General features: G+C 37.1%; 12 protein-coding genes. 4 read left to right on the top strand and 8 right to left on the bottom strand.

Annotated elements, in window-relative coordinates:
• Positions 1–24 precede the first annotated feature (24 nt).
• From V7127_RS00095 to lpdA, 3 genes are all read right to left on the bottom strand, one after another.
• Positions 25–2,856, bottom strand: coding sequence for a 2-oxoglutarate dehydrogenase E1 component (locus V7127_RS00095; protein WP_335482761.1), 2,832 nt, complete (start codon positions 2,854–2,856; stop codon positions 25–27).
• Between the two features lie 75 nt (positions 2,857–2,931).
• Positions 2,932–4,389, bottom strand: a complete 1,458-nt coding sequence (locus V7127_RS00090; RefSeq protein WP_335355313.1) for a DASS family sodium-coupled anion symporter — start codon at positions 4,387–4,389, stop codon at positions 2,932–2,934.
• 168 nt (positions 4,390–4,557) lie between these two features.
• The gene (gene lpdA / locus V7127_RS00085) at positions 4,558–5,964 is read right to left on the bottom strand and encodes a dihydrolipoyl dehydrogenase (RefSeq protein WP_335482759.1); all 1,407 of its coding nucleotides are present in this window, start codon (positions 5,962–5,964) and stop codon (positions 4,558–4,560) included.
• Between the two features lie 439 nt (positions 5,965–6,403).
• On the opposite strand from lpdA, the gene V7127_RS00080 reads away from it, so the two are divergent.
• The 3 genes from V7127_RS00080 to V7127_RS00070 all read left to right on the top strand — a co-directional run bounded on the left by V7127_RS00080 (position 6,404) and on the right by V7127_RS00070 (position 10,321).
• On the top strand, positions 6,404–7,462 hold the full coding sequence (locus V7127_RS00080) for an AEC family transporter (RefSeq protein WP_335482757.1): 1,059 nt from the start codon (positions 6,404–6,406) through the stop codon (positions 7,460–7,462).
• 30 nt (positions 7,463–7,492) lie between these two features.
• Entirely contained in the window at positions 7,493–8,521 is a 1,029-nt protein-coding gene (locus V7127_RS00075; protein WP_335482755.1) for an NAD(P)-dependent oxidoreductase, read from the top strand.
• 477 nt (positions 8,522–8,998) lie between these two features.
• Positions 8,999–10,321 (top strand): alkaline phosphatase, encoded by a 1,323-nt coding sequence (locus V7127_RS00070; protein ID WP_335482753.1) that lies wholly within the window; start codon positions 8,999–9,001, stop codon positions 10,319–10,321.
• Positions 10,322–10,471: 150 nt separating this feature from the next.
• Here V7127_RS00070 and V7127_RS00065 read toward each other — a convergent pair whose 3' ends face one another.
• The 3 genes from V7127_RS00065 to V7127_RS00055 form a co-directional block, all read right to left on the bottom strand.
• Positions 10,472–11,200 carry a response regulator gene (locus tag V7127_RS00065; protein WP_335482752.1) on the bottom strand — a complete coding sequence of 243 codons (729 nt, stop codon included), beginning with the start codon at positions 11,198–11,200 and terminating at the stop codon, positions 10,472–10,474.
• Positions 11,193–12,818 (bottom strand): sensor histidine kinase, encoded by a 1,626-nt coding sequence (locus V7127_RS00060; RefSeq protein ID WP_335353733.1) that lies wholly within the window; start codon positions 12,816–12,818, stop codon positions 11,193–11,195. The genes V7127_RS00065 and V7127_RS00060 overlap by 8 nt, the downstream gene beginning before the upstream one ends.
• A 120-nt stretch (positions 12,819–12,938) precedes the next feature.
• A complete protein-coding gene (locus V7127_RS00055) occupies positions 12,939–13,676 on the bottom strand; it encodes a sulfite exporter TauE/SafE family protein (RefSeq protein WP_335482803.1) in 738 nt (245 codons plus the stop codon).
• Positions 13,677–13,860: 184 nt separating this feature from the next.
• Between V7127_RS00055 and V7127_RS00050 the strand changes: the two genes are divergently transcribed.
• Positions 13,861–14,433 carry a DUF6434 domain-containing protein gene (locus V7127_RS00050; protein ID WP_335482750.1) on the top strand — a complete coding sequence of 191 codons (573 nt, stop codon included), beginning with the start codon at positions 13,861–13,863 and terminating at the stop codon, positions 14,431–14,433.
• A 31-nt stretch (positions 14,434–14,464) separates the two neighbouring features.
• Here V7127_RS00050 and V7127_RS00045 read toward each other — a convergent pair whose 3' ends face one another.
• Together V7127_RS00045 and V7127_RS00035 are read right to left on the bottom strand one after the other, a co-directional pair.
• Positions 14,465–15,964: an amidase family protein gene (locus V7127_RS00045; protein WP_335482749.1), complete on the bottom strand. Its 1,500-nt coding sequence runs from the start codon at positions 15,962–15,964 to the stop codon at positions 14,465–14,467.
• Positions 15,965–16,192: 228 nt separating this feature from the next.
• Positions 16,193–16,324 (bottom strand): hypothetical protein, encoded by a 132-nt coding sequence (locus V7127_RS00035; protein WP_335482748.1) that lies wholly within the window; start codon positions 16,322–16,324, stop codon positions 16,193–16,195.
• Positions 16,325–16,541: the final 217 nt, after the last annotated feature.

The following is a 16,541-nucleotide window of genomic DNA, read 5'->3' as shown; positions in this document are numbered from 1 at the left end:
ATCCCCTTTTGTAAATGTCTAATTCTATAAACTTACCTTTTCTTTTGCCGGTGTAAAGACATTGTTAATAATTCTTTGTTGCTCTTTTTTATGAACGAGTGGGTCTCCTTCAGAAGGACTCGCCATATCCGGGCGGCCGTTATAGGAAACTTTTATATCATTCGGCATCAGCTGTTGTAAGCGTGGAGCGATATATGTCCATGCGCCCATATTTTTTGGCTCATCTTGAGTCCAGATGACTTCTTTTAGATTTTTATATTTTTTTAATAGATTCTTAATTTCCTGTTCAGGGAAAGGATATAATTCTTCGATTCGAATAATATCAAGCCAGTTGTATTGTTCAACATCTGTTAAAGTATCAGATAGCTCAACCGCTAAGCGGCCAGTAGTAAATACGATTCTCTCCACTTTTTCTGGTTCTTTTCCTAGACCTGGCTGCTCAACAATCGGCTGGAATTCTCCATTCGTGAATTCTTCCAGGTAAGCCGCGGCTGAGGCATGGCGTAATAAGCTTTTCGGCGCCATTAATACAAGTGGTTTCACCTCATCTGAAAGAAGCATGGCTGCCTGTCTTCTTAAAATATGAAAATATTGAGCGGATGTAGATAGATTTGCTACAGACCAGTTATTCTCAGCAGCAAGCTGGAGAAAACGTTCTAATCGTGCGCTTGAATGTTCAGGACCTTGACCTTCATAGCCATGTGGCAATAACATGACAATCCCTGATGTTTGTCCCCATTTCGCTTTCCCAGCCGAAATAAACTGGTCTAAAATAACTTGTGCTCCATTTGCAAAATCTCCAAATTGCGCTTCCCATAACACAAGTGTTTCTGGCGAAATCACATTATATCCATATTCAAAGCCTAAAATGGCCGCTTCAGATAATACACTATTATGGATAGCAAAGGATGCATTTGAAGTACTAAGTGTATGCATTGGGCTATATTTCTCTCCCGTTTTTTCATCTGAAAGCACGATATTCCGATGGGAGAAAGTTCCACGCTCAGAATCTTGGCCAGTCAGCCTGATCGGAGTGCCATCCTTCAAAATAGTCGCGAAAGCTAATGCTTCTCCATGTGCCCAATCAATTTTCCCTTTGTTGTTAAAAACAGCAAGCCTGCGCTCTAATATTTTTTTCAGTTTTCCAAACACATTGAAGTTTTCCGGCCATTCTAGAAGCTCCTCATTAATTTTCGTTAAGGACGCCTTATCAACGGTCGTATCTACTTTTGTCACCTGTTTATTTTCAGATGACAAAATCTCCTCTAGACTATTAACTTCTTCTTGGTTTTTATCCATATTTTCATAGGCTTTTGCAAAATTTGCCAAAGTACTCGTTTCAATGGCAGCTATTTGCTCTTCTGTTAAGGACTTTTCATTTAAAAGCTGTTGCTTATAAACAGCCGTTATCGTTGGATGTTTACGAACGATTTGGTACATAACTGGATTCGTAGCCATTGGTTCATCCATTTCGTTATGGCCAAGACGTCTGTATCCAATTAAATCGATCAATATATCTTTGTTAAAAGCTTGACGATATTCAAATGCCAATCGAATGACGGATAAAGCCGCCTCAGGAGCATCCGCATTTACATGGAAAATCGGAATATGAAAACCTTTCGCCATATCGCTTGAATATCTTGTTGACCGTGAATCTTCACTTTCAGTAGTAAAACCAATCCGATTGTTCGCAATAATATGAATGGTTCCCCCGGTTTGATAAGCAACTGTACTTGAATAGTTAAGGGTTTCAGCTACAACTCCTTGTCCTGGAAAAGCAGCATCCCCATGCACTAAAACAGCTAACGCCTTTGTGACATCCTGTTTCGGATATCCTTTTTCAGAGCGATCCTCTTGAGCTGCTCTTGTATAGCCTTCTACTACTGTTCCCGCAATCTCTAAATGACTTGGGTTATACGCTAATGTTACATTAATTTCTTTATCATTGATTCTTCTGTTCTTTTTAGCACCAGCATGATACTTTACATCACCAGTTGTACTTAATGTTCGATTTCGATCGAAATCATTTGGCTCCCATTTCGAATGCTGGAATTGTGAGAAAATCGCTTCATATGGTTTTTCTAACACATGGGCAAGTACATTTAGCCGCCCTCTATGTGCCATAGAAATCATTACATCCTGCATTCCATCCTCTGCACCTAAAGCAACGATTTCATTAATAGCAGGAACTAATGTTTCCAAGCCTTCAACAGAAAAACGCTTTTGTCCTACATAAGTTTTTTGAATAAATTGCTCAAAGCCCTCTGCTTCATACAAATTTGTTAGTAGATCAGATTTTTGATCTTCCGTTAATTCATTATTAAGAAAACCATTTTCTATTTTGCTTTGCAGCCAATTTCTCTCTTCAGGCTCAATATGCTGAATTTCAACCCCAACAAAGCCCGTATATACTTGTTTTAAATATTGGATGGCTTCTAAACCATCTGATAATTTTCCGCTCATTTCCGGACAAATCATTTCTGCCGGAATTTCTCTTACATCATTTTCTGTTAGCCCATAGGAAGACAAAGAAAACATTTCTGTTGCTTCTTGCTTCTCTAATGGATAAATATCTGCTTGTAAATGGCCCATTGTACGGATGTTTTCTGCTAATTTTAATACATTTACAAGAGCTTTCATTTTATTTAACACAAGTGAAGGCGATACGTTTTGCTGAGGCTTCTCGGCATTGTTACCACCTTGCATTTCAGGAGCTCCCCATTTTGCAAACAATGCTCTTAAGCTCTCATCTACTAAAGTCATATCTTCTAAATACACATCATACTGTTCTAATAAATAGCCAAGATTCGGGCCATGGAAGTCACTCCATGGATTTCCAGTAAATGTTTCTCGCATCTATTTTCCCTCCTAAAATTGTAGGCAAATAGTTTTACAATTTATATAACTAAAATAGCAATTCCAGTCTTCTTTTTATAGTAATCCAACCCATTGCCAATAAGTTAAGCTGAAAATGATAATTAAGATATAGCCAATGATTGTAATTGGAAGACCGGATTTTAAAAGATCTTTTGATGTAAATGTGCCTGTTCCATATGCAAGCATATTTTGTGGCGCACTTACCGGTAATAAGAAACCAAAGCTAATCACGAATTGCTGAATTAATACTAGACCTGGTCCATTAAAGGATGTTGGCTCCATCGCGACAACAAGGGCAATAACAATTGGGATAAAAGCTGATGATAAGCTTGTTGCACTTGCAAATCCTAAATGAATTAAGATGTTAAATAAAGATAGAATCATGATAATGTATACAAGCGGCATACTTGTTAAGCCTAAAGCTTCTAATGTAACCGATGATAGCCAACTTGCACCTTGTGTATCTAATAATACTGTTCCAAGTGAAATCCCGATGGCGAAAACGATTAAAGTGCCCCATGGGATTTTTTTCTCAACATCTTTCCATGTATAAATGCCTATTCCAGGTAAAAGCATGATCGCTACAGCAATCAGAGTAACTGTGGTTGAATCGAATGGATGAAGAATCCCCTCCGTTGACCAGAAGAGCAATAATAATACTGAAATAATAATTAGTTTTAATTCCTTAGAAGACAGCTTCCCTAATTCTGCCAACTTATTGGCAATGACTTCTTTACCACCTTGAAATTCTGATACTTCAGGCTTGATGAGTTTAATCATTACAAAGAATAGAACGATTGACATTAGCAAGGACCATGGTGCAGCATAAAGGAACCATTCACCCCAAGTGATATTTATATTAAATGCTTTTTCCATAAATCCTAAGGCAACCATATTTTGTGCTGCACTCGTTTTGATCCCTATATTCCAAATGGAGATGGCCTGAACAGCCGTAATCATCAATAAAGCCGCGAATCTACTGTTTTTCTGCAATCCGAATGCAGCAATAATTCCCATCAGAATTGGGACGGTTGTACCAGCTCGTGCTGTTGCACTTGGTACGAATAAAGCAAGAACGATACTAACAAGAATAGTTCCAATGACTAGACTGGTTGTTTTCGTTCCAACCTTAGACATAATGAATAGCGCTGTCCGCTTATGCAAGCCTGTTATTTCCATTGCTGCTGCAATGAATAATGCTCCTCCGACTAGCCCAACTGCTGATGAGCTAAATCCGCCTAAGGCCAGTTTCAAAGCTCCTTGACTCGTATATAGTGTTGAAGGATCATCGATTTTCGGAGCCAAACCAATAGAAAGCGTAATAAGACCAACAATCATGGCGGCGCTTACAGGAAACGATACAGCTTCTGTCACCCAGAGAATGACCGCCAAAGCTAATATAGCGAGAGCTCTTTGACCAGCGACTGGCAGACTTTCAGGATTTGGAAGCAAAATAATAATGAAGAAAGCAGCAAATGCTAGAATAATGGATACCAATTTTTTCTTGTCCAATTGAAATCCCCCCTTATATTTCTACAATATTATTGTAATATACAATTCTATAATGAAAACGTTTTATAAAGTTTCGAAACGCTTACATTAGTTACATAAGTCGAATGTATGAATAACTTTCAAACAGGCATTTCAAAGGAAAAGCTGCCAATGACAGCTTTTATTATATTATTTTACGATATGGATAGGATTTCCTAATGCCACTTCTGCTGTTTCCATGACAATTTCTCCAAGCGTTGGATGAGCATGGATGGTTAAAGCAAGATCCTCTGCTGTTAAGCCAGCTTCTATTGCTAATGCAATTTCTGCAATCATATCCGAAGCATTCGCACCAATAATTTGTCCCCCAATTACCATGTCATTATCTGCTCTAGTAATAAGCTGGACAAATCCTTCTGTTTGATTGAGAGCGATGGCTCTGCCGTTAGCAGCGAATGGAAACTTAGAAACTTTCGTATCAATTCCAGCGTTTTTAGCACTTTCTTCCGAATGTCCAACAACTGCAATTTCTGGCTCTGAAAATACGACAGCAGGAATGCATGTATAATCTACAATTGATTTCTCTCCCGCGATCGCTTCAGCAGCTATTTTCCCTTCATAGGAAGCTTTATGAGCAAGCTGCGGACCTGAAACGATATCCCCTATCGCATAAATGTGAGAGACTGAAGTTCGGCATTGGTTGTCAGTTTTGATCAAACCCTTTTCACCTATTTCTACACCGGCCGCTTCTAAACCGATCTTATCTGTATTAGGTTTTCTACCTACACTCACAAGCAAATAATCCGCTTCAAATACTCTTTTTTCTCCATTTATTTCACAAGTAACCTCTACACCATTTTCAGTTTCCTTGGCACCTTCTACGATTGCCTTCGTAAAGATGTCAACACCTTTTTTCTTAAGGTTCCGTTTGACAAGAGAGGTTGCTTTTTTATCGATGCCATTAAGGATCTCACTTTGCCCTTCTAATATTGTCACCTTCACACCAAAATTTGCGTATGCTCCTACAAGTTCTACACCAATCACACCGCCGCCAACAACAACTAAGTTCTTAGGAATTTCTTGTAAGTTTAGTGCACCTGTAGAGTCAATAATTCTATTAGAAAATTTCATAGTTGGAAGTTCAACTGGACGAGATCCTGTTGCAATAATCGCATTTTTAAAGCGAATGTTTTTTTCGCCTTCTACACTATTAATCTTTACAGTATTAGCGTCCACAAATGTAGCTGTTCCCTTTACAATTTCCACTTTATTCCCTTTTAAAAGAGTTCCAACTCCACCTGTCAGTTTGTTGACAACGCTTTCTTTGAATGCCTGAACTTTTGAAAAATCTACTTCTACGTTAGGTACAGAAAGACCAAATACATCTAAATTTTGTGCTTCATGATAATGATGGGCAGCGGTAATCAATGCTTTAGATGGAATACATCCTACATTTAAACAAACTCCGCCTAGGTTTTCTTTTTCTACTATTGTTACTTTTTGTCCGAGCTGTGCAGCACGAATCGCTGCCACATATCCCCCTGGTCCTGCTCCAATTACAATTGTGTCAGTTGAATGAAGATCATTTCCCTTCATTTTTCCCCCTCCTAGATGTTCGAATGATCATTATGAGTGATATCTTCATTATGAAAAACTTCAATGAAAAGCCTTCCAATTCTATTAATATAAAAAGTAAGATTTCACTCATGTAAATAATGAATAGAATATTCTTTCCCTCTTAATGTAATCATTAAACTGTTTTTTTACTATATTACGAAAGTAAAGTAAGTAATTTGTAATTATCGAAACTAGCAGTATCCCTAATTGTTTGCTCAGTATTTCACTTACTTTAATTACATAAATTTCGTTAATTTAAATATATTCTTAATTAAGTCGAATCAACTTATGATTGGCTTGTAAGAAATAGCCGGCTTAACTTTATATCATCAATTGTGAAATACTTCACATAATATTTTTATTTTTTTGTAGTCACTTGTGAAATACTTCACAATTAATTTGCTTGGGGGAATACTTTATGGAAATGCTAAAAATTAGCCAAACAACCCTTACGGATATGAGTATTGTTAGTTCCATTACCTCAACAATCTTCATAATCTTATTAGGCTTCTTTTGTCGGAAAAAAGGAATTTTTAATGATCAGGTTGGAAAAATTCTATCAAAGGTTGTATTGACAGTTGCATTACCTGCCTTAGCCTTTAATTCCTTTATGCAGGATATTAACAAAGAGTCACTGTCCGAAGGAATGAACATTTTAGTTTGGGGCCTACTTATTTACATCCTATTAATCTTTATCTCAAAACCTATGTATCTCAAATTTAAAGATGACAAGCAAACCACTTTGCGCGTTTTAACGATTTTTGGTTCAACCACATTCTTTGGGATTCCAATTGTCGGCGCCATTTATGGAGCTGAAGGTGTTCTATATGCATCCATTTTTAATATCGGTTATCGAATTTTTCTCTACTCATACGGCTATATCAAAATGAGTGGATTAAAAATGGAAACAAAAAATATAAAAGAAATGTTTCTTAATCCGATTGTCATTGCAACCTTTCTAGGATTATTCATTTGGATCTTTCAAGGTTCACTTCCACAAGTGATCGTTGCAGCTTCTGATGGGACAATTTCTAACTTTGCTTTCTTGCGAATCGATCAGACAGCCGTCTGGTTATATAAGCCACTGACTTATTTAGCGGGTTTAGCTTCACCGCTCGCTTGGATTTCGATTGGTGCAACACTGGGGGCTGTTATGTTTAATGCAGCTGTTACTGACAGAACATCCTGGATTTACAGTATCAACAAAATTGTGCTGGTCCCTATTATTAATATTGTTTTGCTCGCTATCCTATCCTTAACAGGAATTCTTACAATGAGTGATATATGTGTAGGGATTGTTGTCATCATGATGGCAACTCCAACTGCTACTGTAGCTGCAGCTTATGCGATTAGCTTTGATAAGGATGCGGTACTTGCTTCTAATGCATCTTTACTTTCAACGATCACAGCAGTTGTCATGATTCCGGTATGGATTATCATCATTAATTTAGTTAGTCTTTCTGGTATTTTTGGTTAAATCAAATCAATCGAAAAGGAGAAATGAACAATGACACTTAAAATAGCTTGTTACGGAGTAAGAAAAAATGAGGTTCGTTATTTCAATCAATTAAATAAAAATGGTTTTGAGCTAAATTTGATTGAAGAATTACTTAATCATGACAATATTGATACTGCAAAAGGAATGGATGCTGTTTTATTAAGAGGGAACTGTGTGGCCGATGAGCAAAATATGCAAAAGATGAAAGAATTCGGTATTAAATATGTTTTCACTCGTACAGTTGGCTATAACCATATTGACTTGCAAGCAGCAGCAGATTTCGATATGCATGTGGCAAGAGTTCCTTCCTATTCGCCAAATGCGATTGCCGAATTAGCTTTAACACTTGCAATGTCACTATTAAGACATACCGCATACACCACGACACGGACAGCTAATAATGATTTTACTGTTGATGGCGTTATGTTTAGTAAAGAAATTAGAAATTGTAAAGTTGGTATTATTGGTATTGGAAAAATTGGTTTAACAGAAGCTAAGCTTTTTAAAGGCCTTGGTGCTGAAGTTCTAGCGTTTGATGTATATCAAAGTGAAGAAGCCAAACAAGTAGTTACCTTTATGGAAATGGATAAATTATTAAAAGAAAGTGATATTGTAAGTATTCATGTACCTTATTTTCCAGGGCAGAATGATAAATTGGTCAATGCTGACTTCATAGCAAAAATGAAAGATGGGGCCATTCTTATTAACACTGCCCGTGGTGAACTACAAGATAATGAAGCCATTCTTAACGCTCTTAAAACTCGTAAACTCGAAGGCTTTGCAACAGATGTCTTTGCAAATGAAGAAAAAATATTCTTCCAAAAATTTGACAAACCAACAAAGAAATTAGACCCAACTGTACAAGCATTGATCGATTTATACCCACGTGTTCTTGTAACACCACATATTGGCTCAAACACAGATGAAGCTCTCGTCAATATGATTGGTACGAGCTTTGAAAACTTTTATGATGTCATAACAAGTGGTCAAACATCCAATGCTATTCCTTTACCAAATAAGCGAGAACTTGTCTTCTAAAAACTTCCAATGGAATTCACTCTGCTTTATCGAAAGTAAAAGGTCAAACCTCACACGACTTAATGTGACTGGTTTGACCTTTTTTTATAAATGGCGTAAGTTAATGCTCATTCTCAAGGACAGTATGAAATACCGTAATCGGCCCGCCTGACTGCCATGTAACAAACATATTAATATAATCTTTTATCAAGTCTAATTCGATCAAACGTAACTAATATTTCAAACTTGTAAATCTTTTATTAAATAAATACAGTTCAAAAGTATTATTCTATTTTTCTGAACATGAAATATATTTTTAATTTTTCTTTTTCACTAGGTAATCATATGTGTAAAAATGGAATAATTTACTAATTAATATTTTAGAACACTAGTTTTCACCTGTTTTTTCCCGTTTACACATTATTAACCCTCTATTAAAAGAGATTCAACACTCAAGATCTATATTAGGTTTGTAAACCACTTTAGGAGGGAATTTAAATGAAAAAGAAATCTATTAAAAAGAAACTAATCCCGTTTGCTGTAGTATCATCAATCGCAATTGGAAGTCTTGTTGGAAGTTTTTCGACTCCATCTGCTGATGCGAAGTCTAATAATGTTCAAAACAATGGGATAGCCAAAAATGTTGTTTTCATGGTTCCAGATGGATATTCTGCTTCATATGCAACAAACTATCGCTGGTACAAAGGTGAAGAATCCATTTTAGACTCCATGCTTGTTGGGATGCATCGTACATATTCCGCAAATACAGAAGTAACAGACTCTGCAGCTGCTGGGACAGCAATGGCAACAGGAGTTAAAACAAATAATGGCATGATTAGCACTACGCCAGACGGCAAAGAGCTAAAAACTATTCTTCAAGCGGCTGAAGAAGCTGGTAAAGCATCTGGCTTAGTAGCTACTTCAACTATCACTCATGCAACTCCTGCAGTATTTGCTTCCCACGTAGCTTCACGTGCAAATGAAGCTGACATCGCACCTCAATTGCTAGAAAATGGTGTTGATGTCCTTCTTGGAGGCGGGAAAAAGTATTTTCCAGAGTCCTTATTAAATGAAGCTAAAGCACGGGGCTATCAATTCGCTTCGAATAAGGAAGAACTTGCTAATGTGAAAAAATCAGACAAGCTAATTGGGCTATTCGCTGAAGATGGCATGGCACCAGAGTTGGATCGTGATGAGTCCGATGAACCAAGTCTTGCAGAAATGACAGAATCAGCATTAGATGCTCTTAAACAAGATAAAGACGGTTTCTTTTTAATGGTTGAAGGAAGCCAAATTGATTGGGCAGGTCATGATAATGATGCGGCTTGGGCAATGAAGGATAGCGAAGCGTTTGAAATGGCAGTTGCGAAAGCTGTTGATTTTGCGAAAAAAGATGGGAACACATTAGTAGTCGTTGCGGGCGATCATGATACAGGCGGCATGTCTGTCGGCGGTTATGGCAAGGGTGATGCAAAACTAGAGGTATTACGTCAAGTTACAGCAACTGGCGATTTTATGGAAAGCAAACTAAATGCTGATCGCAGTAATGTCAAAGAAATCATTAAACAATATACAAACCTTGACTTAACAGATGCTGAAGCAGAAAGAATTAAGGCTGCAAAAAGTCCATCAATGACTATAAACCAGATCGTTTCTGAGCGCGCAATAGTTGGATGGTCAAGCACTGGACACACAGGTACAGATGTTCCGTTATATGCATTCGGACCAGGCTCTGATTTATTTAGAGGCTTACATGAAAATACTGATCTTCCTGTCTTAATGGGAGAAGCTATGAAGATTAAGTTTACTCCTGGAAAGTAACCAAAATATAATTTTTCATATGAAAAGGAGCTGTTGACAAAACAGCTCCTTTCGTTCATTTCAAAGTGGACTTATCACAAAATTACTGAGATCAGCATCCAAATTTTCCAGGAAACCCAGTTAAGTATATATGATAGGTTTGATCTTCTATTATAAAAATGGCGTAATTAAGTGCTCATTCTCAGGGACAGTTTGGAAAACCGTAATTGGCCGCCCAACTGCCAGATACTCTAATTCTTCTCTTAAATAACCAATCTCATTTAAATAATTTAAATATTTCTTTGTTGAAATACGTGATAAATCAACTTCCTTTGCAATATCCTCTGTTGAAAAATGCCCCTTTTGATCCACCACTAGAAGGAGAATTTTTTTTAATGTTATTTTTGATAATCCTTTCGGTACTGTTGCAGCAAGTTTATTTCCATCAGGAATTACGGGCGATGGACCTCTTTCATTTATTAATAATTGATCTAGCGTATCCTGATCTGTCTTTTCTAACTCTGTCGTTAATGAATGATATTGAAGAAACTTCTCAATGGCCAATTTAAATCTTTCATAAGAAAACGGTTTAATTAAGAAATCAATCACACCATATTCTAACGATTTCTTAATTGTAGGTATGTCGTGAGCTGCTGTAATCATAATGATCGGTACTGAAAGCTGCTTTTGACGTACCTCTTGTAAAAAATCAATTCCTGTTTCTCCAGGTAAGTAAACATCAAGTAAAATTAAATCTGGTATATCCTCATTAATTATCTTCCATAATTCATCAATTCTGCCAACAGTTGCAACAATTCGAAAACCTCCGAAACGCTCAAGATATTGTTGATTGATCATGGCAACCATTGGGTCATCTTCAACGATGATGACTTTAATCATTTAAGCTCCTCCATTTATATGGCACTTCGATTCGAAAAATACTTCCGGTCCCTACTTTTGATTGTACATCAACAATCCCATGATATTGTTTGACAATTGATTGAACGGCATCCAATCCATACCCTCTCGTTCCACCTTTAGTCGAAAAGCCTCTTTCAAATATCTTTTCTATGAGGGCCTTCTCCATACCTACGCCTGAATCTTGGACTTCAAACAAGATCACTTCCTCCTCTTCATCATAATGCAGGAAAAGCGACACTTGTTTTTCCTTTGAATTTACGACAGCATCTTTCGCATTATCTAATAAGACTCCCATCGATAAAAGCAAATCATGAAGCATCTCACCCATTTTCATATATGGAAAATGAGAATCTGAATCGATCGTTAACTTGACACCTTGCTCTTTTAATTCACTCGTTTTTGCTAGTAAAAAACCTGCAACTGCCGGGCTTTTTATTTTATCGGTTACAAATCCAATTTCTCGGTGATAATCAGCATTTAATACGCGAATAAAGTGAGCAACATCATCAAATTTCTTCAATTCAATTAATCCTAAAATGGTATGTAATTGATTCATAAATTTATGGTTTTGAGCACGCAAGGAATCAATAAATTGTTCCGTACCACTTAGTTGACGAATAACCTGCTGCATTTCAGATTGATCTCGCAATGTGGCTACTGCTCCATATATCTCTTCATTTATATAAATGACTTTAATATTTACAATTAGCTCAGACTGATTAACGACTACTACTTGATTGGAAATTGATTTTCCAGCTGTGAATACTTCTTTAAAAAACAACGAAAATATATCCTTATCGAGGTACGTACCTTTCTTGTAATCACCAGTAAACTTAGCCTTCTCCATAAGCTTAGTAAAATTTGAATTATGTAAAAGGATTCTTTTATCAGGGGTTACAGCAATAATCCCCTCGCTTACTGAATCAATAATGATATCACGTTCTTTTATATTTGCCACAATCTGCTGGGGTTCAAGTCCTAATAATAATTTTTTTAATTGATGTGCTAAATAAATGGCTCCTATTAGCCCCACGAAAAGACCAAATCCTAAACCAAAATAAAGAGTTTTCTGAGCATCCCAAAGAGCTTGATTAACGGTTTCCTGTACAATGCCAACACATACAATTCCAACTTGCTCCCCTTTATCATTCCAAATAGGTGTAAAAAAACGTGTCCCTTCTCCTAAAATACCTGCTTGTGTTGAAAAATGCTCAGTACCATTCAATGATTGTTTGGCATCTTCAATATTTGAAAATGGTTTTCCAATGATATTAACATGTGGATGTGATTTGCGAATAAGCTCATTATTGAGCACAACAACAAAGCTTACATCTGTGGATTCCACTATTTCCATTGCATATTTTTGAATGTCTGGGCTATTTGAACTTTTAACAACTTCATTTATGACACGGGGATCTTTAGCTACCATTCTAGCAACATTCATTAATTTTTCTTTTACAATATTATGTTCCCTCTCTATCACATAATGGTGTAAAAGTACTGCTGATGATGTCAATGAAACTAAGACTGACATTAAAACCAATAAAGCCGTCATTTTTTTCAGTGTTAATTTAGTTAGCCATTTATTTTCAATCATTATCAATTCCCTTCCAATACATCTTTTTTTCTATTTTAACACGTTTCGACATTTTTCTTAAATCATGTTGGAACACCAAAAAAGCTATTCACCAGCGTGAATAGCTTTTCCTAATATTTTCTAACTAAAAACATTTTCTACAAATATTTGGACAATGAGTGCCGCTGTTACAATTCTTAAAATCGGTTTTACATATTGTGGTTTTAGTTTTTGAGCAATCCTGACACCAATTTGTGCACCTGTAAGAGATCCTAATAGAAGCGCCAATGTAACCGGCCAAATGACTTTTCCAGTGGCGATATAGGTAATGGCTGCCCCAAAACAACTTGAAAAAGTAGCAAGGCGGACCAATCCGACTGCACGGATATAAGCGATATTTAAATAGCCAAATAAATAAAGCATCAATGTCCCTTGACCAGGGCCAAATAGGCCATCATAGATTCCAATACTGTAAAGTCCCGGCGCACTAATTTTGTTAAATTTTAAAGGCTTCTCACCAGTAAAATTCCCTTTTCCTATAAATGAAACGATAAAAGCAAATATTAGGAGAACAATCGCAACAAAATACATATTTTTTCCTGAAATCCATGATGCAATAAAACCCCCTGTGATTCCGCCGCTAATACTGACTGGAATAATCCAATAGCATTCTTTTAGGGAGATTTCCTTCTTTTTAAGCAAGTAGAAAAAGCTTGAAAACGAACTAACGGTATTTGATACTTTATTTGCTGCAATCGCCGAATGAACAGGGATCCCCATAATCAACATGGCTGGCAGGCTGATTAATCCTCCACCCCCTGCCAATGTCCCCAATGTCGTAGCACATATTCCAATAAAAAACAGAATAACATATTCCATCATTTACCACCCCCCTATTAGTATATGATCAATTTTCTGATAAATAAATTTAAAGTTATTTATGAAAGTTGATAAGGATTACTTATCATTGAAATATACTTAATAAAGTGGCATATGCAATTAAATTTGATTTCCAGGAACATATGTTCTATAATGAATTTATAAAGAGATGGGGGAAATTACAATGAGGCCAATTCTTTCAAAAGATATAAATATTCAAGCTTTTAGGGAGTATTATTGGCTAAAAGAAGAGCTACAAGTCTTCTGTAGAGAACATCAATTAAGTGCATCAGGCTCGAAGCTAGAGATTGCTGACAGAATCGAAACCTTTCTTCAAACAGGAGAAATAAAAAAAACTCTAAAGCAAAAAAAAGATCATATGAAAAATGAAACAGAAACCCTATTAAGTCTTGATACAGTTATCAAAGAAAATCATCGATGCAGTCAACATGTTAGAGCCTTTTTTAAGACTGTCATAGGACCCAAATTTCATTTTTCCACATTTATACAAAACTATTTTAAAAATAATATCGGGAAGACTTATCGTGATGTAGTAGATGCTTGGCATGAAGAAGAAGCACGTAAAAAAGATCCATCCTATAAGAAAAAAATCGCTCCTCAGTTCGAATATAATCGGTTTGTTCATGACTTTTTCGCTGACCCAAAGAACGGAGGAAAAAGTCGTCAAGAAGCGATTGAAGCGTGGAACCATATAAAAAAACTGCCTGGGAGCAATAAATATACTCCCTTTCAATGATAAAAAGGATTATCTTATATTATTTAATTCTTTATTCATTAAACATGGGGTTTAACCGTACATCCTGCCATATCTCCATTTGCTCAAACATCCCTGCTAATTGTAGCAGTAAATCTTCCCTGCCTCTTGCTGCCATCACCTGTACTCCTACTGGCAGGCCATCCATTGTAAGGTGTAAAGGCATGGATATAGCTGGCTGTCCAGTAAGGTTTGCAAGCTGGGTAAAAGGTGTTCGCATAAGGTTTTCCTCAGCAATTTTATCTACAATCCCTACTTTCTTCAATAACCCGCCAGCACCTAATCTTCCTGCGATGTTTATTAGTAGTTTTTCAGAGGATGTGGGATCTAGCTCACCAATTTTTGCTGGTGGAAAGGCTGTAGTTGGTGTTATATATAAATCATAGGTTTCATGAAAGACTTCCATTTTGTAAGCAGCCAAATCCCATTCTCTTAAACTAAGGACAAATTCTTCCGCAGTTGTAGCTTTACCTAGCAGCCCTAATAACCATGTAGTCGGTTCAACATCTTGAATTGTCGCTTTTCTTCCAAGGATTTCTTCTAGGGAAGATATGATTGCGGCCGTTTCACCAAAATACATGGTTAAATAGCTTTTGGCGATTTTCTTTCCATCAACAGGAGCATCCATTTCTTCTATACTATGTCCCATTGATTCAAGTGCTTTAACAGCTTTCAAAACCGCCTCTTTACAGTCGGCATGGACTCTAGTTCCAATAGGTGACTGAACCGAAAACGCAATGCGAAGCTGATTTTCTATAGGTGTTTGTGCGGCTTGAAGATAATTCCCGCTAAATGGCGGAGCATGAAAAGCAGCAGTTTTTTCATATATTGATAACTCATCCAACATAGCTGCGCTATCCCTTACCGAGCGGGTTAATACATGCTCTACTGAGGCTCCCTGCCAGCTCCTTCCTATCTTTGGCCCCACCGGCGTTCTACCCCTTGTTGGTTTTAACCCAAATAATCCACAATAAGCAGCTGGAATCCGAATGGATCCACCCCCATCATTTGCACCGGCAATGGGGACCATTCCTGAAGCAACTGCCGCACCTGATCCGCCGCTAGAACCGCCCGGAGTAAAGTTCTCATTCCATGGATTCTGTGTGGCTCCATAATGCTCGGGTTCGGTTACTGCCACCAATGCAAACTCAGGAACATTCGTTTGACCCATAAATACAGCTCCTGTTTTTCTTAATTGTGATACATACAATGAGTCCATTTCAGCTCGATAGCCTTCGAAGGCTTTTGAACCTAATGTAATCGGCTCTCCTTTAATTTCTTGACTGATATCCTTCAACAGCATTGGGACACCCGCAAACAAACCGGAATGCTCTCTGTCCGCATTTTTCCGAGCTTGTTCATACATTTTATGAATAACCGCATTAGCCTTCGGATTTAAGGAGTCTATCGTTCGAATTGCCTCCTCCACCACCTCAATCTGCTTTACCTCTTTTTTCTTTACGAGCTCGGCCAAACCAAGTCCATCGTAATCTTTATATTTGAACCCTAACATACTAATTTCCCCCTTTGGATATTACTCAGTCACTTCCGTATTATTTGTCCAAATAAATGCATTAACTACATGTGTTAAGGCATCCATTCCAGTTGTTGGAGTCAAATGAGGCGGCAAATTGATACTTAATAATGGATCCATAACTGATAATGAGGAACTAAAGGCATATTAATTATTGCATTTTTACACTCGTTATACTGCCTGATCCGACAGACGCATCTGTTCCTTTTACTCCCTATTCCAGATGTCGTTAGGATTGTAAAAAGTGAAAGAATTTGTTTTTCGAACTTCCAATTCACCATTCATTTGAGGAATCGTTTTATCAGGTCTTGCTATAAGAGCAACCACCACTTTAGTCATATAATTCTTATTATTTATGTGTAATTCCTTTTTTCTAGAACAATCTGCTTATTTGGTTTCCCTCAGGTGCAAATGGAGACCGAATAATGCAATTTCAACAGTTAGTGGACAACTTTCAGCACTTTTCCATAAACCTGTCCAGCAAACCTGAGTTATTGGACAGCTTCCAGCGATTTTCCCAAAACCTGTCCAGCAAACCTGAGTTATTGGACAGCTT

The organism is Bacillus sp. JJ1773 (assembly GCF_036962035.1).
Taxonomy (GTDB): Bacteria; Bacillota; Bacilli; order Bacillales; family Cytobacillaceae; genus Cytobacillus.
This window is presented reverse-complemented; position numbering and strand designations above follow the sequence as displayed.